This is a genomic window from Algoriphagus yeomjeoni (assembly GCF_003259505.1).
Taxonomy (GTDB): Bacteria; Bacteroidota; Bacteroidia; order Cytophagales; family Cyclobacteriaceae; genus Algoriphagus; species Algoriphagus yeomjeoni.
In genome coordinates this window covers 311,216-333,743 of the sequence record NZ_QLLK01000001.1, presented here as the reverse complement: position 1 = coordinate 333,743, position 22,528 = coordinate 311,216, and the positions used below count along the sequence as shown (strand labels likewise).

Here is a 22,528-nt window from a genome sequence, read left to right as displayed (position 1 = left end):
TTTTAAGATTGAGCAGTCTGAAGACTGCATCATCTAAAGTCCAAGTCTGAAGACTTGAACTAAACTCATCCTACTCTATCCCATCCAACTCGCTCAATTCCAACCAAGTCAATTCCAACTCTTCCAGTTCTGAATCGATTGCTCCGATGCGATTAGATTGCTTGATCAATTCTTCATGATCAGCAATTCCTGCGGCTATTTTATCAGTGATTTCAGCCTTCTCTTTTTCTAATTTGGCCATAGAAGTATTCACTTCCTTGAACTCATTCTTCTGCTTAAAGCTTGCTTTTACTTTCTCTTCAGTTTTCGCCTCTTGTGTCTTGTTACTTGCTACTTGCGTCTTTTCTTCTTGACTCTTGGCTCTTGGCTCTTGATTCTTCTCTGCCTCTCTGAACTCCGAATAATTGCCTGGGAAATCAGAAATCTCGCCTTCTCCTTCGAATACAAATAAGTGCTCCACTAAGCGATCCATGAAATATCTATCGTGGGAAACGATAATCAAACAACCTGGGAACGTATCCAAAAACTCCTCCAGCGTATTCAGTGTCATCAAATCCAAATCATTCGTTGGCTCATCGAGAATCAGGAAGTTAGGATTCTTTATCAAGACCATGAGCAGCTGCAACCTTCTTCGCTCACCACCGCTTAGCTTTGCGATTGGCGTATGTTGCTGCTTTGGAGGAAAACCAAACTGTGTCAAAAACTGAGAAACTGTGATCTCGGATCCGCCTGCGATTGTCACCACTTCGGCCACTTCTTTCACGATATCTATCAGACGCTTTTCTTCGTCGAAGCTGCTTTCTTCCTGTCTGTAATAGCCAAAAGCAGTAGTTTGTCCTATGGAAACTTTTCCTGAATCAGGAGCCATCTGTCCGGTGATCATATTCAGGAAAGTTGTTTTTCCCGCGCCATTTGGGCCTACTATACCAACTCTGTCTTTCTTTTTGAAGGTATAAGAAAAGTCATTGACGACTGTTTTGTCACCAAAAGCCTTGTTTATTTTGTCGATCTCAATGATCTTGTTTCCCAATCTCTGAGTCGTCACGGTCAACTGAATATCGCGCTCTTCTCGCTTCTGGGAGGCTTTCTCTTTTGTTTCTTCAAAAGCATCCACACGGTATTTAGCTTTGGTACTTCTCGCTTTTGGCTGACGACGAATCCAATCCAGTTCTTTCTTATACAGGCTTTTGGCTTTTTCGAGCTCTATATCCTCTATTTCCATTCGCTCTTCTTTTTTATCTAAGAAGTAGCCGTAGTTTCCTTGGTAGCGATGAATTTTACCTTGATCAAGTTCCAGGATTTCATTGGTCACTTTCTCTAGGAAGTATCTATCGTGAGTCACCATGAAAAGTGCCAAATTGGCTTTCGCCAAGTAGTCTTCCAACCATTCGATAGTTTCTAGATCCAGGTGGTTGGTAGGCTCATCGAGCAGTAGCAAATCAGGTTTTTCCAAGATTGCTTTTGCCAAAGCAACTCGCTTACGCTGGCCTCCGGAAAGTGTTCCCACCGGAAGCTCAGTGTCGTGAAGACCCAGTTTGCCTAGCACTTCTTTCACCTGATATTCAAAATCCCATGCCTGAAAGGCATCCATTTTCTCAAAGAGAACAGACATCTTATCCGAGTTGTCGATGCCTCGCTCTGCATCTAACATTGCTTTGTGGTAATCTTCAATCACCTTCAGCACTTCTGAATTACTTTGGTCAAAGATCGTTTGGTAAATACTCATCGTCCCTTCAAAAACCGGGTTTTGGTGAACATAAGCCACTTTTACCTGCTGATTGGTTCCGACCTGACCCGTATCAGGAATCTCCAAACCCATGATGATTTTCATCAGCGTAGATTTCCCAGCGCCGTTGATGCCGACAAGGGCGATTTTCTGACCCTGAGAAATGCCAAAAGAGATATTGGAAAAAAGCTTACGCTCACCGAACGCTTTGCTGAGGTTTTCGACCGAAAGGTAATTCATGCCGCAAAAGTAAGGAAAAGCAAAGTGAGTATATGTATGACTTCCTAAGTTTCAATAGAAAGGGTATTTTCAAATCATGAAAACCATCCACGACATCCTCAAGCTCGGTGACCCAAGACTTTACCAAATCTGCGAGCCAGTTTTGGAATCTGAATTGGGTCAAGTATCAAGTTGGGTCCAGGAATTGCACGAGGCCATGGCCGATATTCGATCGGTATATGGCTTCGGAAGAGGAATTGCTGCTCCACAGTTGGGAATTATGAAGCGGATGTTTTACCTGAATCTTGATCGTCCCTATGTCATTCTTAATCCTGAGCTGAAAAACCAAAGTGAGGAAATGTTTGAATTGTGGGATGATTGCATGAGTTTTCCGAATCTGCTAGTCAAGGTAAAAAGGCATCAATCGGTGACCCTGACTTATAGAGATGAGAATTGGAGTAAGCAGGAATGGAATGTTTCAGGAGCTATTTCTGAATTGATTCAGCATGAGTTCGATCATCTAAATGGCGTACTTTGTACGATGCGAGCGATAGATCAGAAAAGCTTCAAGTGGAAATAATCCCGACTACTATCTTGATACTAGACTCTAGCTTCTTGATACTCTTAAAAGTCTTACCTTTGTCCCCATGGAAGCAATTCAGAAAAAAGACATCCGTAAGCTATCTCTGGCGCAGTTGGAAGAATTCTTTTTGGCGCAGGGAGATAAGAAATTCCGAGCCAAGCAGGTTTATGAGTGGCTGTGGAACAAGTCTCTGAAGAACTTTGATGAGATGAGCAATATCTCACTCAGCACACGCGAGATGCTAAAAACGCATTTTGAGATAAATCATATTCTCGTGGATTTGATGCAGCATTCTTCTGATGGCACGATCAAGAATGCGGTGAAGCTTTATGATAATAAGATTGTAGAGTCTGTTTTGATTCCTACTACCAAGCGGATTACGGCTTGTGTTTCTTCCCAGGTTGGTTGTAGTTTGGATTGTAATTTTTGTGCAACAGCCCGTCTAAAAAGGATGCGAAACCTGAATCCAGACGAGATCTACGATCAGGTAGTGGCAATCAAGGACGAGGCAGAAACCTACTTCCAGCGTCCGCTGACCAATATTGTCTTCATGGGAATGGGTGAACCGCTGCTGAACTATGCCAATGTGCTGGAGGCAATCGATAAAATCACTTCGCCCGAAGGGCTGGGAATGGCTCCCCGAAGAATTACCGTTTCTACCGTGGGCGTCACCAAAATGATCCGCAAACTGGCCGATGATGAAGTTAGATTCAACCTTGCCGTATCGCTTCACTCTGCGATCAACGAAACTCGCTCCCGTCTCATGCCTATCAACGACAGAAATCCTGTGGAGGAACTAGGCGAATCGCTGAAATACTGGTACGACAAGACCAAGCGCAAAGTCACGTATGAATATGTGATCTGGGAAGGAATCAATGACGATGAGCGTCATGCCCGCGCACTGGCGAAATTTTGCAAGATCATTCCTTCCAAAGTCAATCTAATCCAATACAATCCTATCGACGAGGGGGAATTCCGTCAAGCAAAGCAAGAAGCCGTAGATATGTATGTACGAATCCTTGAATCTCAAGGAATTATCGCAAAAGTCAGAAAATCCCGTGGGCAGGACATCGACGCAGCGTGTGGACAGCTGGCGAATAAAAATGAGGTAGGAGAGCTTAATACTAATTAACATTTTTTTACTTGGTAATTAAACATTCTTTAGTTTTATTAAGGCTTTCTTTTGACTAAGCCAACTCTTATTTATATGAAAATTCATATTGTCGTCCTGACTCTACTTCTTAGTTTTTCCTTTTTGAAACCAGTAGTTGCTCAAGATGAAATAATCCCTAAAATCCAGACTTTTTTTGATACCTATCAGAAAGAATTCCCCATAGAAAAGGCCTATTTACACTTAGATAAGAGCACATATACCCTGGGTGAAGACCTGTGGTTCAGTGCATATCTTACGGCTGGGAGCGCTCAAGTTCCTTCCCCGCTCAGTTCTACCTTGTATGTGGACCTATTTGACGGGGAGGGATTGCTGTTAGAGCAAAAAGTCTTGAGGCTGGAGAAAGGAAGAGGAAGTGGGGATTTTGTATTGCCTGCCTTTGGCAAAGCTGGAATATATCAGATCAAGGCATATACAGCTTGGATGCGTAATTTTGGAGAAGAGTACTTTTCCACTTCCGTAGTGAACGTCATAGACGGTGCAGGAGGCTCATTTCTTCCGAAAATCGCTTACGAAAGTATAAGTACTTCAGGCGGAAAAGTAACCTATAAAGCAAATCTAGCTGCGGTAGATAGCAAGGGAAACCCGCTGAGCAGTAAGACAATTGATGTAAAAGCATTAGCTGAAGGCGAAGAAGTCTACTCTCAGGAGGTAATTTTAAATGCTGATGGGGAAGTTAATTTTACGTTTAGCATACCCGAAAAGGCGAATTTGTCCCAGCATGTGGAGTTGACCTATCTGGAAAATGAGAATTATGCTGTCACCCAAAAATTAAGGTTGCCCTATAGTTTGACCTTGGCAGACATTCAGTTTTTGCCGGAAGGAGGACACGCTGTTATTGACATGAAGTCAAACTTTGCCTTCCGGGCGCTCTATCCAGATGGTCTTCCAGCAGCTATTAGTGGAAGTATCGTTGGTGGTGAGGTTAACTTTGAAAGTAACTTTGCAGGCTTAGGCAAATTTGAATTTACTCCTACGGGCACTAGTCATCAGGCAAAAGTCCTTGAAAAGACAACCGGTCAGGAAGTCTTAGTAACTCTTCCTGAAATTGATAAATCTGGCTTAGTCATGCAGGTGATCAATAATCCTGCAGTAGCTTACTTGACCGTGTTTATTCAAGGTGAACTTGACATAAAAGATCTCTTATTGGTATCCCAGACCAGAGGCATTATCAATTACATGATAAAAGGGGTTTTAGCAAATGGCACTTGGGGGGTCAGAATTCCCAAGGAAAATCTCATATCCGGCATCAATGAAATCACCGTGCTAAGTGCTGATGGAACTCCCCTACTTCAACGATTGCTTTTCTTCCAACAGGATGATCTGATCGATATTGAATTGTCACAATCCGGAAATATTGCGAAGCGAGAAAAAATCAACCTTGGACTTGGTGCTTCTTTTTCAGGAGCAGCTAGCACTGGAAGCTTTTCGGTAGCCGTTTTAGATGCAGATCAGGTGGATCCATCTAAGGATATGGGGAGCAACATTCTGTCTGCTTTATTACTTACTTCAGACCTGCAAGGAGGTATTTATCAAGCTGGACGGTACTTTGATGATAGTAGTCCAGAAAACCAGGAATCTTTGGATTTGGTAATGCTTACGCATGGCTGGAGACGGTTTAGTTGGGAAGATGTGATGACTTCTACCTTTCCAAAAATCGAGAATTTCATAGAACAAGGATTGAATGTGGAAGGCCAAGTCTCTGATACAGAAGATACCAAAAAAGGCTTATCCGGGGGCAAGGTGACGGCATTAGTCGGTGAAGGAATTGAAATAATAACATCGGAATTTGGTCCGAACGGCCGGTTTATCCTTAAGGATTTGAATTACCTGGATTCTGCCACAATTACCATTACTGCTGAAGACAATCGGCTTAAGAATTTCGTGGATATAGAATTAGAACTACCTGAGCCTTTCTTCTTTACTATACCGGGCAAATATTCCGATCGTCCACTTTGGTCTGAGGAGCTTGCTGCCACTTATGAGGCTAGATTTAGGATGAATCAAATGATCAACGGTCAGGATGAAATAGTGGATATAGAAGGAGTGACGGTAGAATCGACGACTTTACAGAAAGAGGAGGATGAAATTCAAAAAATTTATGGTTCAGGCGATGTAACGCTTGTCCCAGAAAAAATTCCAGGAGCTGTTGCATTTACAAACGTATTCCAGTTGATACAAGGCAGGGTTGCTGGAGTTCAGGTGTTTGTCTCTGGTTTGGATGTGAATGTACTTATCAGAGGAGTTGGTTCGGTTACTTCTGGTACACAGCCGCTCTATCTTTTGGACAATATGCCAGTGGATGCAGGCACACTGATGCAAGTGAATCCAAGCATGGTCAAAAGTGTGGATGTATTCAAAGACCCTGCAAAAGCTGCTATTTTCGGAGCCCAAGGAGCTAATGGCGTAATCGCAGTTTATACCAAGACTGGTGGAGAGATATTTACAAATGAAAAAGGAAGTCTGGTAACCCGATTTGGTGGATATGCTGTTCCGAGAGAGTTTTACCTGCCAAAGTATGACACCAAAACAGTGGAAAATGCCATGGTAGATGAAAGAGCCACAGTGTATTGGAATCCATTAGTAACTCTGGATGAAAAAGGTGAAACAAATCTGGAGTTTTTTAACACGGATTTGGCTAAAAGGCTGGTAATAGTAATCGAGGGAATGGATGAGTCAGGGAGATTGGGTAGATTAGTCAGAGTTTTGGAATAAGAGATTGCTTTATCTCCTAATCTCAGCTAATTTCTAATCATTATGTTAACCTGAATAGTTATGAAAAAGACTTTACTGATTTTTTGCGCCAGCTTGATGCTCTCTTTTGTGGCTTTTGCCCAAACCCAGGAACAAGGAAATGCTAGGTTACATGGCTTTGGCACCTACGGCTTACGATTTCAAAACTTCGGTGCTGGTGCAGGAATTGAATACTTCTTTGTGGACAAATTCGCCCTCATGCCAAGTTTTACCTTTGTTTTTCCACCTGTTGGGTCAGAAAGTAATTTCAGTGCTGATTTGCGGTATTATGTGTCTGAAGGCACTTCCCAACTCTATTTTATGGCGGGATACAGTCAAACCTGGCAAGATACCCAGCCTGATGGTGCTGGAACAAGAAGGAACTCCAAAGGAGCAAATATGGGAGTGGGAGCTTATGTTCGTCTGACGGAATTTATAGGTCTTAGTACAGAGTTCCGATTCCAAAGTCCTTATCCCCGAGAAGTTGGGTTTAGAGTTGGCTTTGCGATTCCTTTGTAGATGATAGTAGCAAGTATCAAGACGTAAGACAAAAGAATCAATACTCAAGAAATCTAATGTCTAACTACTTGATACTAGATACTTATTTCACTTCTTCGAAAACTCAAACAGCTTTCGCTTCTCTTCCTTATTTAAAGCTTCATAGCCTCGATCGGCGATTTTGTCCAAAATCTTATCTATTTCTTCCTGAGTAGCTTCATCAGAACTAATTTGAGATGGCGTGGATTTAGGCGCTTTTTTGAAAGATGAGAAATTTCCTCCTGTGGAAGTTTTAGCCTTGCTTCGGTAGGAGACTTTTACATTGCTCTTTCTTCCGGAGAAAAGATCCTCAAAGAATATCCCGACTTTCTGTACCGGAACTCCCCAATCTATTCCTTTGCGCAGCTGAACGATGTACAAATAGCCTAGTAATGCACCGCCCAGATGAGCTAATTCTCCTCCAGCATTTGCGCCAGCTGAGTTAGCAAAAGAAAGAATGACATAGAATATCGCGATGTATTTGATTTTCACAGGACCTAGCAGTATCAGGAAAAAGGTGGTGTTTGGGCTCAAAGTAGCCGCTCCGACGACTATTGCAAAAACGCCAGCACTGGCACCAAGCATCAAGGAACTATCAACAGACTGACTGAAGTAAGGAGCCAAATTGTAAATCAGGACGTAGAACAATGCACCTGCAATTCCTCCTAGAATGTAGAGATTGGCGAGTTTCCGGCTTCCGAGAAACTGATGGATCAACTGACCAAACCAATACAGAAAAAGCATGTTGAAGAGAATATGGAATATCCCTTCGTGCAAAAACATGTAGGTGAATATACTCCAGGGCTGAGTAGCTAATCTCGGAAGAGATGCCGGCATCATCAGGTATGAAAGCGCCGTAGAATACAATTCTCCCAGTCCACCAATCGTCATAAACACCCGAAATATCAACACCACGAAAAACACCAGGATATTGATGGCAATTAGCTTGAAAAGGCTGTTGTCGCTGTGCTTAAACGCGTTCCGAAGATTGTCCCAAAAGTTACCGTACATAATTAATAAAAACTGTTTCTGTCTTTTTTCCAGAAGTAAACCAAAACACCGCCAATCACCAGTCCGCTGAGGTGGGCAAAGTGTGCTACATTATCCAGCGGATTATTTACAAATACGTTATATATGGTATAAAGGCTATAGAAAAGAACCATATATTTTGCCTTGATAGGAATCGGCGGGAAGAGTAAAAATAGCTGAGTATTGGGGAAAAGCATCGCAAATGCAATCAAAACACCGAAAAGGGCTCCTGAAGCACCCACCATTGGAACATTTCCCTGAATCTCAAGAATCGCGTCCAACGTTTGCTTTGCCTGACTGATTTTATTTGGATCATCAGGATTACGGCTGTAATCATCCACAAAATCGAATACTGAGCGCTGGAAAAACCCTCGGTTTTCCAAAACAAGCTTATTGAATGAATCCGGATCAGGGTTATTTTGGAACATAGCCACTTTTGCCTCCAAATTATTCATTCTATAGGCTGTATATCCAGAGTATAGAACCCCTGAACCAACACCACAAACCATCCATAAAATCAAGAGTTTCTTTGGCCCTAAAAACTGCTCAAGCAAGGGCCCAAAAATCAGCAGCCCAAACATATTGCCGAACAAATGCCAGAAATCTGCATGCATAAACATGTACGTCAGAAACTGAAATGGCTGGAAATATGGGCTATGTATGTAGTAAAGTGCAAACCAATCATTCAGCTGTGGAAAGATAAACCGCGATACGATAAGCAGCACCACATTGATAAGAAGTAGGTTTTTGACTACAGGTGTAATATTTCTAAACATGCTATTTGCCGAAGAAGGAATGAATACTGCTTAAATCTAATTTCACGAAGGTTTTGTTCCCACCCAGTCCATAATTTGGGTTTTGGCAGGCAAAAAGCTGCCCAACCAGCGTTTCCATCTCTTGTGAATTCAGTTTTTGTCCTTTTTTCAAGGACGATTTTCTAGCCAAAGAACGCGCTAGATTTTCTCTGGTATCGAGCGAAAGCTCACTTTTAAAATGCTTGTATTGCTCTAGAAGCCCTTCGAAAAGCTCCTTTTCATTTTTGACTTGAATATCTGCCGGGACGCCTTGAATGAGGACCGTATCCTTGCCAAACTCCGATACCATAAAACCAAGGCTGTGCAGCTCTGGCATGATATCCATCACCAAAGCATAATCTGAAGGCCCGAGGTTGACAGTCGGGGGGAAAAGACATTGCTGTGACGTGCCTTGAGCAAGTTTTAGCTGGCGTAAATAGCGCTCATATAAAATCCGCTCATGTGCAGTCTGCTGATCGATGATCAAAAATCCCGTGGACATCTGGGCAACGATGTAACTTAGCTCTACCTGAAAAGTAGTTCCGGTTGACTCGGTATTAGTCGGTCTTGGAATAAATTCAGTGGCTTCGTCCGGCTTTGCCTTACTCTCAAAAGTTAATACTTCTCTTTCTTCGGACGGGCTAGATCTGTCTATAGCCCTGGTTTCTTGCTGAGTTCCTTCAAACAGTCTTTCCCAGCCAGAAGTACTGGCCTGCTTGAACTCCGGCGTATTAAATGATTTGTAACTGTATTCCCGATCTACTTGAGCCTTTTTCTCTGGATCTTTGTCCCACTTTTCATTGAAATTCACATCCAAGCTAAAGTCAAGCGACGGAACCACGTGATGCGCTCCCAAGGCTTGCTTTACCGCAGATCGGATCACCGCATAGATGGTGCGCTCATCATCAAACTTGATCTCTGTTTTCGTAGGATGAACATTTATATCAATGTGCGAAGGATCTATTTCCAAAAAAAGCACATAAAAGGGGTGCTGATCAGACTGCAATAGTCCTTCAAAAGCTGAGCTTACTGCGTGATTCAGGTAGCTACTTTTGATAAAGCGATTGTTAACAAAGAAAAACTGCTCACCACGGGTTTTCTTAGCATTTTCTGGCTTACCGATGTAGCCTTTCACGTTTACATGCGGAGTCAGTTCCTCGCAAGGCACCAATTGTCCCTGATAGTTTTTACCAAAAAGCCCTACTATTCTATGGCTTAGTTTACCTGGTGTCAGGCAATAAACTTCCAGATCTTGCTGAAATAGCGAAAAGCCAATTTCATTGTAAGAAAGTGCTACCCGCTGAAATTCGTCCACGATGTGACGCATTTCTACGGGATTTGATTTCAGGAAATTTCTTCGTGCTGGAACGTTGTAAAACAGATTTTTCATAGAAACTGATGTCCCCACATTCCCTGCAAATGGCTCCTGTTTTTTTACTTCAGAGCCTTCGATATGTATCAATGTGCCAAGTTCGGATTCCGCTTGGCGGGTTTTCAACTCCACCTGAGCTACTGCAGCGATAGACGCCAACGCTTCTCCGCGAAATCCAAATGTCCGGATAGAAAAAAGATCATTCGAACTACGAATTTTAGAGGTGGCATGACGCTCAAAACTCATTCGCGCGTCAGTAGCAGACATCCCTTTTCCGTTGTCAATTACTTGGATTAACTGTTTTCCAGACTCTTTTACTACCACTTGAACTTGGGTAGCCCCAGCGTCCACTGCATTTTCGAGAAGTTCTTTGAGTGCAGATGCCGGTCTTTGAACTACTTCTCCAGCAGCGATTTGATTGGCTATCGCATCGGGAAGGAGTTGTATGACATCACTCATATTTCTTCTTGGGTTTTAGCCTGAAGAAAAAATAGATTGCAGCTGCGAGAGCCACCACATACGCCATATATTCAAATATGACTGGTCCTAAATAAACGTAGCCGAAAATTGATCCGAGAAGAAGAAGAAAAATAAAAGTCCGGATCATGGCCGTTGAGGCAAACATATTTACTCCGTCTCGCTCTTTTATTCCTTTATGCTGTGCAAAGGAGCCACGAATACCTGCACCGTATGAACCAATATCCCTAGAAGTCACATCTCCCTTATCCAACAAGCCCTGAGCTTCCAGATCTCTTTTGATTAGGGAGGTCCTTTGCTCTATTTCCTCTCGAACAGGATCGTAATATCTCGGTTTGATATCAAATCTCATTGGAGCGGCTGTTCGAAATACAGATGGAAATTTCATTGGGTTGTGAATTTTAATGAATGACTTACGTTAGGTAAAAGTACATTCGATAAATAAGTTCCTGCAGATTGACCAGATATCAAATTTATGCCGTTTTTAACCTCATTTAGGACAAAAACTTACCTTATCTTTCAGTATCTTCAACTATATAAGTTCCAAACTCCGTAACTAGAGTAGCCACGGAACTTGGTTGGTTTGCAAAGGCCAAAAGGAAATCGAATCAATCGATGTACAAATTTATTTTAAAAGTTAAGGATTAAAAATTTACCCTGGAATGAGCAGCAAGCTTTGGAGAGTTTTCGTAATTGGGATTATTGGACTTACATTTTCCTCTGGAAAACTCGACGAATCATTATTAGTGGAGGATCCACTGATTTCACTTGATCCAATTTCCCAACTTACTTGGGTCGATTCTGTGTTTAATAGTTTGACTGTTGAAGAGCGTCTAGGGCAGCTTTTTATGGTAGCAGCTTATTCGAATAAAGACCAGGATCACGTAAATGAAATCAGTGAACTTATAAAATCTGAAAACCTTGGTGGACTGATTTTTTTTCAGGGTGGTCCAGATAGGCAGGCACGCTTAACCAATTTTTATCAGGCTCAAGCCAAAACTCCTCTATTTATTGCTATGGATGCTGAATGGGGTATCAGCATGCGTCTGGATTCTGTACCTGACTTTCCGAAGGCGATGACTCTGGGAGCAGTGCAAGATGAAAAGTTGGTTTACGATATGGGCAAAGAAATGGCTCGACAGTTTAAGGAGCTGGGAATGCATATCAATTTTGCCCCTGTGGTAGATGTGAATTCAAACCCAAATAATCCTGTCATCGGATATCGCGCTTTTGGAGGAGAAAAAGAGGTGGTGGCGCAGCATGCTGTTTCCTACATGAGAGGGCTTCAGGACAATGGAGTAATTGCCAACGCCAAGCATTTCCCGGGTCATGGTGACACAGAGGCGGATAGTCATTATTCTTTGCCAGTAATCAAAAATCCCGAGCATCAGATCTGGGATGTGGACTTGTATCCATATCAAGAGCTTTTCAAAGAAAATTTGATGTCTGTTATGGTTGCTCATTTGAACGTCCCAAGTTTGGATGATGAGGGCAACATCGCAACCAGTCTTTCTAAAAAAGTAGTGACAGACCTACTCCAAAACAGGATGAATTTCCAGGGATTGATTTTTACAGACGCACTCAACATGAAAGGAGTAGCCGTAGCAAATGCCCCAGGAGAAGTAGATTTGAAGGCCTTATTGGCAGGAAATGATGTTTTGCTTTATTCTCAAGATGTGCCAAAAGCTAAAATGCTAATCAAAGAAGCAATTGCTGATGGAAGAATTTCTGAAAACGAAATAGATAGAAGAGTTAAGAAAATATTAAAAGCTAAGTACTGGGCTGGTTTAAACAATTATAAACCGATCAATACATTTGGCTTAGTAGACCGGCTGGATACCCCAGAAACTGCTGTAATCATAGAGAACCTTTATGCCGATGCATTTACAGTTGCAACGAATAAGGACGACTTAATTCCATTCAAAAATTTGGATTTGAAATCATTTGCAAGCTTGAGTATAGGCGACGAGGGGAAAGAATTTCAAAAATACCTAAGCAAATACACCAAGTTCGAACATTTCAGTATTGAAAAAGCTGCCAACGAAACTACCCATAACAATACCTTGAAACAGTTGGAAGATTATGATGTCGTTGTGGTAGGTCTGATGGGAGTGACGAATAGTCCAAGACGCAAATTTGGTGTGGCTCCGGCTGATGTCCAGCTGATCAAAGATTTATCAAAAAGACAAAAAGTGGTGACTGTCCTTTTCGGGAATGCTTATGCCTCTGAGCAACTGCAGGGTCTAGGAAATGTAGTTTTTGCCTACGAAAATAACGAAATCACCCAAAAGCTAGCTCCGCAGATATTATTTGGTGCAAGGGCAGCCAAGGGAATTCTACCTGTGACAGTGAACCCTCAATTTGCCCAAGGTGTAGGAGGATATTTGGCACCAAGTAATCGTTTATCCTATGGAACTCCTGAGAGTGTAGGTCTGGATGGAAAAATATTAGAAAAAATAGACGCCGTCGCCGAAAAAGCAATTCAAATTCAGGCAACGCCAGGGGCAAGTGTTTTGGTGGTGAAAGATGGAAAAGTAGTATTTGAAAAAGCTTATGGCAAACTAGAATATAAGTCTAGTCCTGCAGTAAACTCTGAAACTGTATATGATCTGGCCTCCATCACAAAAGTTTTAGCGACGACCCAAGCTGTGATGTTTTTGGAAAGCCGGGGTGAGCTGGATATGAGCAATAGCTTGCAAGATTATTTGCCAGAACTCAAGGGAACCAACAAAGGAAAAATGATTCTGAGCGATGTAATGGCCCATGAAGCAGGATTGGTGGCATTTATCCCCTATTATGCGCGCACGGTGGAAGCTGGGCAATGGCGTGGAGATTATTATAAGCCTGCATCTTCTCCAGGATTTACGAGACCTGTTTCCAACGACATGTACGGAATGGATGCGCTCCGTGACAGTATTTGGCATTGGACTATAGCATCCAAAATCACTCCTATACCGAGAGGAGCTAGCAAACACAAATATGTGTATTCTGACCTCACGATGTACTTGATGCAGGCGGTGGTAGAACGAGTGGTAAACCAGCCACTGGAATCTTTTATGGATCAAAACTTCTATGCTCCCTTGGGACTAAGCACGATGACTTTCAATCCGGCTATGAAGATGCCAATAGACAATATTGCTCCCACTGAGAATGATATTACTTTTAGAAAAAGACAAGTCCAAGGGTATGTTCATGATCCTGGAGCGGCGATGTTTGGGGGTGTGGCAGGTCATGCTGGACTTTTTGGCAAAGCCAATGATCTGGCAGTCATGATGCAAATGATGCTCAATGGTGGTAGCTATGGAAATTTAGATCTCATCAGCGAAGAGACAATCAAGAAGTTTACTAAAAATCAATCACGTCAAAGCCGAAGAGGGTGGGGCTGGGATAAGCCGAACACAGCATCAGGAAGTGGAGGATCTGCGGGGGATTTAGCGCCCAAATCTACCTTTGGACATACTGGCTTCACCGGTACTTGTGTCTGGGCAGATCCAGAGAATAATTTAATTTATGTCTTCCTATCCAATAGAGTCTATCCTGACGCCAATAATACAAAGCTACTCCGCGAAAATATCAGAACTGATATTCATGATATTATCTACGAAGCGATGGGTAAGAAATAGTCCCCTTTGTTTTATCTTTTAGATACAAGAAACCTTATTTTCTTTGCCAATCTGGTTGGAAGACGGGTGACAGAAGACCGAAGTACCCCAACTCTCGTTTTTATAAGTCTTATCTATTTGGCGTACTTTCAGATATGCATTTAGTTATTTCTAAAAAGGCAACTTTCCCAAATCCACATTTCCTCCAGAAAGAATAATTCCAACTTTCTTACCTCTGAATCTATCCTGATTGGCTAATAAAGCTGCCAAGGGAACAGCGCAGGACGGTTCTATGACGATTTTCATGCGCTCATAAATCAAGCGCATGGCTTCGATTATTTGAGGATCTGTAGCCAAAAGAATATCAGAAATATATTCCTTGATTAATTCGTAATTCAACACCCCAAGTGAGGTCAAAAGACCATCAGCAATCGTGTTGGGGCCAGTTTGTGGGATGATTTTGCCAGCATGAAAAGACTGGAATGCATCATCTGCACCCTGAGGTTCGGCAGCGATTACTTCAATGTTTGAATTCAAATAATGTGTAGTAAGCGCTGTTCCACCGAGCAACCCTCCGCCACCCACCGGTGCCAGGATGATGTCCAGATCAGCTTGATCTTCGATCAGTTCCAAAGCACAAGTTGCTTGCCCTTCAATCACGTCCATGAAATCGTATGGCGGGATGAAGGTCGCTCCGGTTTTTTCAACTACACTTTCTAGCGTAGTTTCTCGAGCTTTGAGATTAGGTTCACATTCTATGATTTCTCCACCATAGCCTTTGACGGCTTTCTTTTTGATCTCAGGAGCATTTGATGGCATGACGATGTATGCTGGAATTCCAGCTACCCTCGCCGCTCTTGCCAATGCAGCAGCGTGATTTCCACTACTATGAGTAGCTACGCCCTTTGCTTTCTGAGATTTGGAAAGTTTCATTACTGCATTTGCAGCACCCCGAGCTTTGAATGCGCCCACTTTCTGGAAGTTTTCACATTTGAAAAAAATCTCACAGCCAGCGATTTCATTGATTGCAGAAGAGCTCAAGATGGGTGTTCTGTGAATAAATGGCTGTATGCGATCGTGCGCAGCTTGAATATCAGATAGTGAAGGAAAAGTGGTTTGCATAGGTTGAAATTAATGAGAATATGAGAAAAGTGATTTAGAGATTGGAGAAATATCTCTTTACCTCAAAGATGATTTTTTATCTTCCCACATGAATTGGAATGATATTGATTTTTTCCCAGTGATGGGCGAAAAATTGAGTATGGAAAATACGGTCAAGTTGGACTTTAGTCCCAGCAACTCAGATTTGGAGAATTTGGATTTGTCAAATACTGCTGCATTTGATGAATATGTATCTCAACAAATCAAGAACTCTGGAAGCAAATATGGAATAGGCGGATATCTGGAGCACAGGGCTATTTACCGGAGAAGTACTGTTTTTGCGACAACAGAAGCTGATTTCAGGAATATTCATCTTGGCGTTGATCTCTGGACTGATGCTGGAGCACCGGTTTTTTCACCCATGGATGGTAAGATTCACAGCTTTCAGGATAATGCTGGATTTGGGAATTATGGAGCTACAATTATCCTTGAGCACGAGTTGGATGAAAAAAAACTCTATTCTCTTTACGGGCATCTTTTTCTATCTGATCTTGATGGAATAGAAATAGGTCAAGAAATAAAGTCAGGTGAATTACTCGCTCACGTAGGACCATTTCCAGAAAATGGTGATTGGCCTCCACATTTACATTTCCAGCTGATGTGGGATATGATGGGAAATGTGGGTGATTTTCCAGGAGTTTGCTCCAAACGTGATGTGGAGAAATTCCAATTGATTTGTCCAGATCCAAATTTGATTTTGCGAAGCGAAGTGCTCTAAGAATTTGCCTGAGTAATCAATCGTAATCCTTCCAGCGTCAAGTTTCTATCGATTTCCTCAAAAACTTCTGTCAGCGGAGTCAAAACTGAAGAAAGCCCACCAGTAGCTATAATCTGAAATTTCTGTTGTGTTTCATTTTCTATCGCTTCCAGCATTCCCTTCACCAAGCCTGTATATCCATATAAAATCCCTGCCTGAATCGCATGGATGGTATTTTGTCCCAGTGCCGATGCTGGCATTTTCAATTCAACTTCTGGGAGTTTAGATGTGTTCTGAAAAAGTGAGTTTAGTGCTGTTTTCAGTCCTGGGACGATATTCACACCAATTATTTCTCCTTTCGCGTTTACCACAGTAAACGTGAGTGCCGTACCAAAATCCACTATGATTAAGGCTTTTCTAACCTTCGAATATCCAGCCATCACATTGCACATCAAGTCGGTGCCGATTTCATTTGGCCGAAGGCTTTTTATAGGAAGCTTTTGAAAACTTGCGGGAGAAATAAGGTAAGGCTGAGTACCGAAGTAGTTTTCGCAGAAATGAAGAATCTGCTCATTGATCTCAGGTACAACCGAGCTGAAACCAATTTGCTTTATATCTGAAGGACTGATTCCATGCTCCAAAAAATACATGGGCACTTTCTTATGAAGTTGAGCCGCGAACTTGGAGGAATGTGTATCGATTCGGAAATGATTTTTCCAACTATCACTCGCTTCATCATACAGCGCAAAAACCACATTTGAATTGCCGGCATCTATTGCTAAAAACATTGTTTCTCGGATTTGATTAAATTAGCCTTTCCCAAAATTAATCGGATTTATAAACTTTGAACATGTACACGCTAAGAGAAGGAAAAATCGAGGATTTACCTCGTGCATTGGAATTAATAAATGAGTTGGCACTTTATGAAAAAGCGCCTGAACAAGTAACGAATACCATCGCAATGATGGAAGCCGATGGGTTTGGTGAAAATCCTGTTTTCGGAATGTTTGTTTGTGAGAAAAACGGATCAAATGAAATAGTCGGAATTGCTATTTATTATTACCGATACAGTACTTGGAAGGGCAAGCGGATCTATTTAGAAGATTTGGTAGTCACTCAATCAGAGCGAGGCCAGGGTGCTGGGAAATTACTTTTTGATCGCATCATGAAGAAAGGCTTGGAAGAAAATTGTACAGGAATGATGTGGCAAGTGCTCGATTGGAATGAGCCTGCCATCAATTTTTATAGGAAATATGGTGCTGACCTTGAAGCGGGATGGTTAAATGCCCATTTGCAGGATTATGAGATTAAAAAACTTCTGAAAGAGTAGTGAATAAAAACATTGCAAATACGATATGAGAATATTGTATTTGCAATTTAAAGTAGTAACTTATTGTGAGTTAAATGATTAGCTATGACACACACTTGGAAAATATCGTTTGGTGAAGCGGGAGCTAAGACCATACACACGGGTAATGATTCATATTATTTCTTCCAAGAGGCTATTTCTATGGCGAGTGAGCCAGCCGCAGTTTATGATTTGGCGGTTACTTTTCAGGACACAGGAGAGATTTTTGATTTTTTGGATTTTACGCAGCAGGATGTATCAGATATGCTGGAAGTAGACCCGAGTACGCTTTCACGCTGGCGCAAAGAGGACAAAAAACTCAATAAAATACTTACTAAGAGTATTCTGGATATGGATCAGGTGATCGCTAAAGGTATCAGGATCTTCGGTTCTGAAGAGTTGCTATCCCAATGGCTCCAATCTGAGAATATTTCCCTTGGCGATCAAAAGCCAGCTACACTAATGAAAAATCCTTATGGCATTGCTCGTGTGGATGAAGCGATGGAGGCGATGTCTTGGGGAGCGATTCTGTAGGTTGTGAAGTATTTTAGATTGATAGAAGATCTCGCAGGAAGAAGTCCACTTGGATATGGGTTGGGGGCAGGCAGATGGAATGAATTCGGTACCCCTATTATCTACGGATGTAGTGTTTCATCACTTAATTTCCTGGAGCTTTTGAGTATCAAAGGTGCCGTGGTTACTCAGAGTAAATGGAAGTTAGTCCTCCTTGAAATTCAAACTCTAATACCGAAACTTGACACTGGTCTTTTGCCTACTGATTGGAAAAATAGGCCTCATCCAAGATCAACTCAGGAGTTTGGAACTGCTTGGGCAAAAGGCATGATTTCCCCCGTTCTGAAAATCCCATCCTGCCGAATTCCTCTTAATAGCTATCCCAGCGAGCATAATCTTCTCATCAACCCCCTTCACCCAGATTTCATTACTGTGGTAAAAGTTGTTGAAGAATGGGATGTAAGTTTTGAGGTGAATTCTTAGGAGTCTATCTCCTTTGTCTAAAATATGCCGTCAACATAAATTCCTTGATTAAAAGGCTGGAAGACCGAAGACGGGTGACCGAAGTACCCGCAATTCTAGAGTTGAACCTCTATTAAGTGCTTACTAGTTTAAAAAGAAAGATTGATAGTTATTAAATAGCAAAGGCCGAGAAATTCTCGGCCTTCACGTTTGATATAATTTATTCTTAGGTTTTATCCTTTCACACTATAATTAGGAGCTTCTCGAGTTACAGATACGTCGTGTGGATGCGATTCTTTTACACCAGCAGCTGTGATTTTCACAAACCTACCGTTCTTCTGGAGGTCTTCGATAGTCTGAGTACCGCAGTACCCCATACCTGCCTGAAGCCCTCCAACTAGTTGGTAAAGAACTTCAGAAACCAAACCTTTGAAAGGAACTCGACCTACGATTCCTTCTGGAACCAATTTTTTGATGTTGTCCTCAGCATCTTGGAAGTAACGGTCTTTAGAACCAGATTCCATCGCTTCCAAAGAGCCCATTCCTCTATAAGACTTGAATTTTCTTCCTTGGAAAATGATCATTTCTCCAGGCGCCTCTTCCGTTCCTGCTAGCAAAGAGCCAATCATAATCGAACTTCCACCTGCGGCGATAGCTTTCACCAAATCACCAGAATACCGAATACCACCATCTGCGATGACAGGAACTCCACGGCCTTTCAATGCCTCGGAACATTCAAACACCGCTGATAATTGTGGAACACCTACACCTGCAATGATTCTAGTTGTGCAAATAGACCCTGGACCTACGCCAACTTTAACAGCATCTGCACCTGCATCAGCAAGGGCGATTGCCGCTTCTGGCGTAGCAATATTTCCAACGATAACTTCCAATTCAGGGAAAGCATCTTTGATTTTTCTACAAGTTTCGATTACTCCTTTAGAGTGACCATGTGCTGTATCGATCGAAACCACATCAACTCCTGCATTTTTCAATGCTTCCACTCGCTCCACAATATCTGCAGTTACACCTACTGCCGCTCCTACACGAAGTCTTCCAAACTCATCTTTACAGGCGTTTGGCTTATCTTTTCTTTTCAAAATATCCTTGTATGTGATCAAGCCTGTTAGCTTGTTTTCATCATCTACTATTGGAAGTTTCTCGATTTTATATTCCTGAAGTATCTCTTCTGCCTGCTCTAGCGATACGCCTGACTTAGCAGTGATCAGATTATCAACCGTCATGATCTCCCGAATAGGACGCTCCTGATCTTTGATGAATCGAAGGTCACGGTTGGTAATGATTCCTTTTAAAACTTTATTTTCATCAACAACTGGAATACCACCGATACTGAATTCACGCATGATAGACTCGGCATCCTTCACTTTGGCGCTGATATGAAGCGTGATAGGATCAAGGATCATACCTGCCTGAGAACGCTTTACTTTGCGCACTTGTGCAGCCTGTTGCTCGATAGTCATGTTCTTGTGAACGAATCCTAGTCCACCTTCAAGGGCTATGGCAATAGCCAATTCGGCTTCGGTAACCGTGTCCATAGCAGCGGAAACCAAAGGAATGTTTAACCTGATTTTCTTGGTGAGTTGGGTAGAGGTATTCGTGTCGCGTGGAAGGACTTCTGAATAACCAGGGACTAAAAGCACGTCGTCGTAGGTGAGTGCTTCGTAAAGGAACTTATCTGAATTTGTATTCATGGCAAATATTGGTATGAGGTAACCCTATTTGCCCGTCAAAGTTACACACAAAATTCAATGCCAAACTAATCACCTCCAAAATAAATTTGGAATACCTTCCTATTTCTGGATTAAACCAAATATGAGGGCAGAATTCTAATAGTATGAAACTGAATTTTGTGTGTATTTAGATTCATTAACGCAACTATGAAGTTGTCCGAAAACTTACTTCTTCTGAAGTCGTGCGATATAGAATCCATCAAAGCCACTTTCCTGAGCAAGCACTTTCTGATCCTCGATCAATGTAAAGTCTTTGCCAGCTTCGCTTTCAAGAAATTTTGCGATTTGATCCTGATTTTCGGAAGGCAAAATACTGCAAGTAGCATAGACCATTTGTCCACCTGGCTTGACCATGGATGGATAGCTTTGGAGGATTTCCTGCTGCGTCTGACGCACTTTTTCTATCGATTCTTCACTTAGTTTCCATTTGGTGTCAGGATTTCTGCGGAGTACACCAAGTCCAGAACAAGGAACGTCCAATAGTAACCTATCAGCCGTTTCTTTCATTCGTTTGATCGTCTTTGAGCCTTCAATCACTTTTCGCTCGATAATCGCAACACCATCACGACGAGCTCTTAACTTGGTTTGCTGTAGTTTCCATTCCTCCACGTCCATGGACAGAACTTTTCCTTTATTCTGCATCAAAGCTGCGATATGAAGGGATTTTCCTCCTGCACCAGCACAGGCATCAATCACTCGCATACCTGGCTCAACAGCAAGTGCTTGAGCCACCAGTTGCGAAGAGGCATCCTGCACTTCAAACATTCCTTCTTTGAAAGCTGGGTTACGGAATACATTGGTACGCTCATCCAAGATCAACGCATCTGGATAACCTTTGATGATATGTGTATGGATATTGTCCTCGGCCAGTCTGTTTTTGAGCTGCTCACGAGTGATTTTCAACGTATTGACACGTAACACCACTTGAGCTTCCTGATTCAAACTGTGGATTTCTGCTTCCCATTTATCTCCCAATTCCTTTTTTCCTAGCTCAAAAAGCCAATCAGGAACTGATTCCAACTTAGCGGGATCATCCAGTTTCTCGTATTTTTCTTGAATCTTGTCAGGATTGATTTTTGAGAACTCTTCCCAAGGCGGAAGACTATGTCCTTGCATCAGCCAATATGTCGCAAAAAGATCATACGGCTCCTTACTTGGGCTCAAATAATTGATCAAACGCCACCAGCGAACCATTTCATAGGTAGTCTCAGCAATGAATGATCTGTCACGCGCACCCCATTTTGGGTTTGATTTAAGCGTTCTTTCGATCACTTTATCAGCGTATTGACCTTCTTCAAAAATGGCTGCAAGTGCGGTATGAACTCCGCGGATGGTATTGTTGTGTAACTTCATAAGAAATAAATTCTGCACAAAGGTAGTTTTTCTTTCTGAGTCTGTCAGAATGAGATTTTTTAAACTACCTAAGAAGGGCATTAAGGTCAGCTGATCTTAGCTTCTAAAATAGATTCATGGTTTTGATACCTTTGCCTTTTAATTTTCTAATCCCCCTAGATCCATGTCCACCTTTCAAGCGCTTATTTCCTCCTGGGCTTCCGAACTTTCTATCTATGAAAAGCAGGAGGCCGAATCAGTGGTGAGCTGGCTGTTGGAGCATCATCTGGGATGGAGAAGAACGCAGATTTTGGATGAGGCCGATGTTTCTTCATTTCCACAACAGCTTTTTGGTGATTTCGAGCGATTGAAAACCGGCGAGCCTATTCAGTATATTATGGGAAAAGGTCCATTTTACGGAAGAGATTTTTTTGTCTCAGCAGCTACTTTGATCCCAAGAAATGAAACCGAGGAACTAGTGCATCTGATCATCAAAGAGAATCCGGAAGCTGGGTTAAGAATTTTGGACATAGGGACGGGAACGGGGTGCATTCCTATTTCATTGGCGCTGGAGATGAATAATCCAGAAGTTTTCGCAGTGGATATTTCTGAGGAAGCTTTGGAAGTAGCCAAGAAAAATGCTGAAGCTTTAAATGCGAAAGTGACTTTCTCTACCTGCAATATTTTAACTCAAACTCCAGAAGTGACACCATTGGATATTTTGGTCAGCAATCCGCCCTATATTCCTGAACAAGAGAAAGCAGAAATGCATAAAAATGTACTGGATTTTGAGCCTGGGCTTGCCTTGTTCGTCAGCAACGACGATCCCTTGATTTTTTATAAAGAAATAGCCAAAAAAGGGAAACAACTATTAAAGTTAGGAGGTAAACTGTATTTTGAAATCAATGAAAAATATGGAATTCAAGTCGCAGAATTGATGAATGAGTTGGGGTACACTGAGGTAAAGGTTTTGAGGGATTTGAATGGGAAAGAAAGAATAGCAGCAGGGAGACGTTAGATT

Annotated in this window: 19 protein-coding genes; 10 read left to right on the top strand and 9 right to left on the bottom strand. The window is 42.1% G+C overall.

What is annotated here, in order from left to right:
- Nucleotides 1-70: 70 nt before the first annotated feature.
- Nucleotides 71-1,966: an ABC-F family ATP-binding cassette domain-containing protein gene (locus LV83_RS01390; RefSeq protein WP_111609726.1), complete on the bottom strand. Its 1,896-nt coding sequence runs from the start codon at nucleotides 1,964-1,966 to the stop codon at nucleotides 71-73.
- A gap of 76 nt (nucleotides 1,967-2,042) precedes the next feature.
- Here LV83_RS01390 and LV83_RS01385 point away from each other — a divergent pair, with 76 nt between their 5' ends.
- The 4 genes from LV83_RS01385 to LV83_RS01370 all read left to right on the top strand — a co-directional run bounded on the left by LV83_RS01385 (nucleotide 2,043) and on the right by LV83_RS01370 (nucleotide 6,951).
- Complete coding sequence (locus LV83_RS01385) at nucleotides 2,043-2,525, top strand: peptide deformylase (protein ID WP_111609725.1); 483 nt, start codon at nucleotides 2,043-2,045, stop codon at nucleotides 2,523-2,525.
- Nucleotides 2,526-2,592: 67 nt separating this feature from the next.
- On the top strand, nucleotides 2,593-3,660 hold the full coding sequence (gene rlmN, locus LV83_RS01380) for a 23S rRNA (adenine(2503)-C(2))-methyltransferase RlmN (RefSeq protein ID WP_111609724.1): 1,068 nt from the start codon (nucleotides 2,593-2,595) through the stop codon (nucleotides 3,658-3,660).
- A 75-nt stretch (nucleotides 3,661-3,735) separates the two neighbouring features.
- Nucleotides 3,736-6,414, top strand: coding sequence for a TonB-dependent receptor plug domain-containing protein (locus LV83_RS01375; protein ID WP_111609723.1), 2,679 nt, complete (start codon nucleotides 3,736-3,738; stop codon nucleotides 6,412-6,414).
- 60 nt (nucleotides 6,415-6,474) lie between these two features.
- On the top strand, nucleotides 6,475-6,951 hold the full coding sequence (locus LV83_RS01370) for a porin family protein (RefSeq protein WP_111609722.1): 477 nt from the start codon (nucleotides 6,475-6,477) through the stop codon (nucleotides 6,949-6,951).
- 87 nt (nucleotides 6,952-7,038) lie between these two features.
- Here LV83_RS01370 and LV83_RS01365 read toward each other — a convergent pair whose 3' ends face one another.
- From LV83_RS01365 to LV83_RS01350, 4 genes are read right to left on the bottom strand one after another with little or no spacing between them, the layout of a single operon-like run.
- Complete coding sequence (locus tag LV83_RS01365) at nucleotides 7,039-7,980, bottom strand: rhomboid family protein (RefSeq protein WP_111609721.1); 942 nt, start codon at nucleotides 7,978-7,980, stop codon at nucleotides 7,039-7,041.
- 2 nt (nucleotides 7,981-7,982) lie between these two features.
- Nucleotides 7,983-8,774, bottom strand: coding sequence for a rhomboid family intramembrane serine protease (locus LV83_RS01360; RefSeq protein WP_111609720.1), 792 nt, complete (start codon nucleotides 8,772-8,774; stop codon nucleotides 7,983-7,985).
- A gap of 1 nt (nucleotide 8,775) precedes the next feature.
- A complete protein-coding gene (gene mutL / locus LV83_RS01355; protein ID WP_111609719.1) occupies nucleotides 8,776-10,623 on the bottom strand; it encodes a DNA mismatch repair endonuclease MutL in 1,848 nt (615 codons plus the stop codon).
- On the bottom strand, nucleotides 10,616-11,029 hold the full coding sequence (locus tag LV83_RS01350) for a hypothetical protein (protein WP_111609718.1): 414 nt from the start codon (nucleotides 11,027-11,029) through the stop codon (nucleotides 10,616-10,618). Before LV83_RS01350 ends, mutL begins: the two co-directional genes overlap by 8 nt.
- Nucleotides 11,030-11,303: 274 nt before the next feature.
- Between LV83_RS01350 and LV83_RS01345 the strand changes: the two genes are divergently transcribed.
- Nucleotides 11,304-14,264 (top strand): glycoside hydrolase family 3 N-terminal domain-containing protein, encoded by a 2,961-nt coding sequence (locus LV83_RS01345; protein WP_111609717.1) that lies wholly within the window; start codon nucleotides 11,304-11,306, stop codon nucleotides 14,262-14,264.
- Between the two features lie 150 nt (nucleotides 14,265-14,414).
- Here LV83_RS01345 and LV83_RS01340 read toward each other — a convergent pair whose 3' ends face one another.
- The gene (locus LV83_RS01340; protein ID WP_111609716.1) at nucleotides 14,415-15,365 is read right to left on the bottom strand and encodes a pyridoxal-phosphate dependent enzyme; all 951 of its coding nucleotides are present in this window, start codon (nucleotides 15,363-15,365) and stop codon (nucleotides 14,415-14,417) included.
- Nucleotides 15,366-15,453: 88 nt separating this feature from the next.
- Between LV83_RS01340 and LV83_RS01335 the strand changes: the two genes are divergently transcribed.
- Nucleotides 15,454-16,122, top strand: a complete 669-nt coding sequence (locus LV83_RS01335) for a peptidoglycan DD-metalloendopeptidase family protein (RefSeq protein WP_111609715.1) — start codon at nucleotides 15,454-15,456, stop codon at nucleotides 16,120-16,122.
- On the opposite strand, the gene LV83_RS01330 is transcribed toward LV83_RS01335, so the two are convergent.
- The gene (locus LV83_RS01330; protein WP_111609714.1) at nucleotides 16,119-16,889 is read right to left on the bottom strand and encodes a type III pantothenate kinase; all 771 of its coding nucleotides are present in this window, start codon (nucleotides 16,887-16,889) and stop codon (nucleotides 16,119-16,121) included. The two genes, LV83_RS01335 and LV83_RS01330, sit on opposite strands and share 4 nt — an antisense overlap.
- Nucleotides 16,890-16,951: 62 nt before the next feature.
- Between LV83_RS01330 and LV83_RS01325 the strand changes: the two genes are divergently transcribed.
- The 3 genes from LV83_RS01325 (at nucleotide 16,952) to LV83_RS01315 (ending at nucleotide 18,445) form a co-directional block, all read left to right on the top strand.
- Nucleotides 16,952-17,431 (top strand): GNAT family N-acetyltransferase, encoded by a 480-nt coding sequence (locus LV83_RS01325; protein ID WP_111609713.1) that lies wholly within the window; start codon nucleotides 16,952-16,954, stop codon nucleotides 17,429-17,431.
- An 84-nt stretch (nucleotides 17,432-17,515) separates the two neighbouring features.
- Nucleotides 17,516-17,983 (top strand): antitoxin Xre/MbcA/ParS toxin-binding domain-containing protein, encoded by a 468-nt coding sequence (locus tag LV83_RS01320; RefSeq protein ID WP_111609712.1) that lies wholly within the window; start codon nucleotides 17,516-17,518, stop codon nucleotides 17,981-17,983.
- Between the two features lie 3 nt (nucleotides 17,984-17,986).
- A complete protein-coding gene (locus tag LV83_RS01315; protein ID WP_111609711.1) occupies nucleotides 17,987-18,445 on the top strand; it encodes an RES family NAD+ phosphorylase in 459 nt (152 codons plus the stop codon).
- A gap of 212 nt (nucleotides 18,446-18,657) precedes the next feature.
- Here LV83_RS01315 and guaB read toward each other — a convergent pair whose 3' ends face one another.
- Together guaB and LV83_RS01305 are read right to left on the bottom strand one after the other, a co-directional pair.
- Nucleotides 18,658-20,136: an IMP dehydrogenase gene (gene guaB, locus LV83_RS01310; RefSeq protein ID WP_111609710.1), complete on the bottom strand. Its 1,479-nt coding sequence runs from the start codon at nucleotides 20,134-20,136 to the stop codon at nucleotides 18,658-18,660.
- A gap of 204 nt (nucleotides 20,137-20,340) precedes the next feature.
- Nucleotides 20,341-21,528: an RsmB/NOP family class I SAM-dependent RNA methyltransferase gene (locus LV83_RS01305; protein ID WP_111610097.1), complete on the bottom strand. Its 1,188-nt coding sequence runs from the start codon at nucleotides 21,526-21,528 to the stop codon at nucleotides 20,341-20,343.
- A gap of 163 nt (nucleotides 21,529-21,691) precedes the next feature.
- Here LV83_RS01305 and prmC point away from each other — a divergent pair, with 163 nt between their 5' ends.
- Nucleotides 21,692-22,525, top strand: a complete 834-nt coding sequence (prmC, locus tag LV83_RS01300; protein ID WP_111609709.1) for a peptide chain release factor N(5)-glutamine methyltransferase — start codon at nucleotides 21,692-21,694, stop codon at nucleotides 22,523-22,525.
- Nucleotides 22,526-22,528 lie beyond the last annotated feature (3 nt).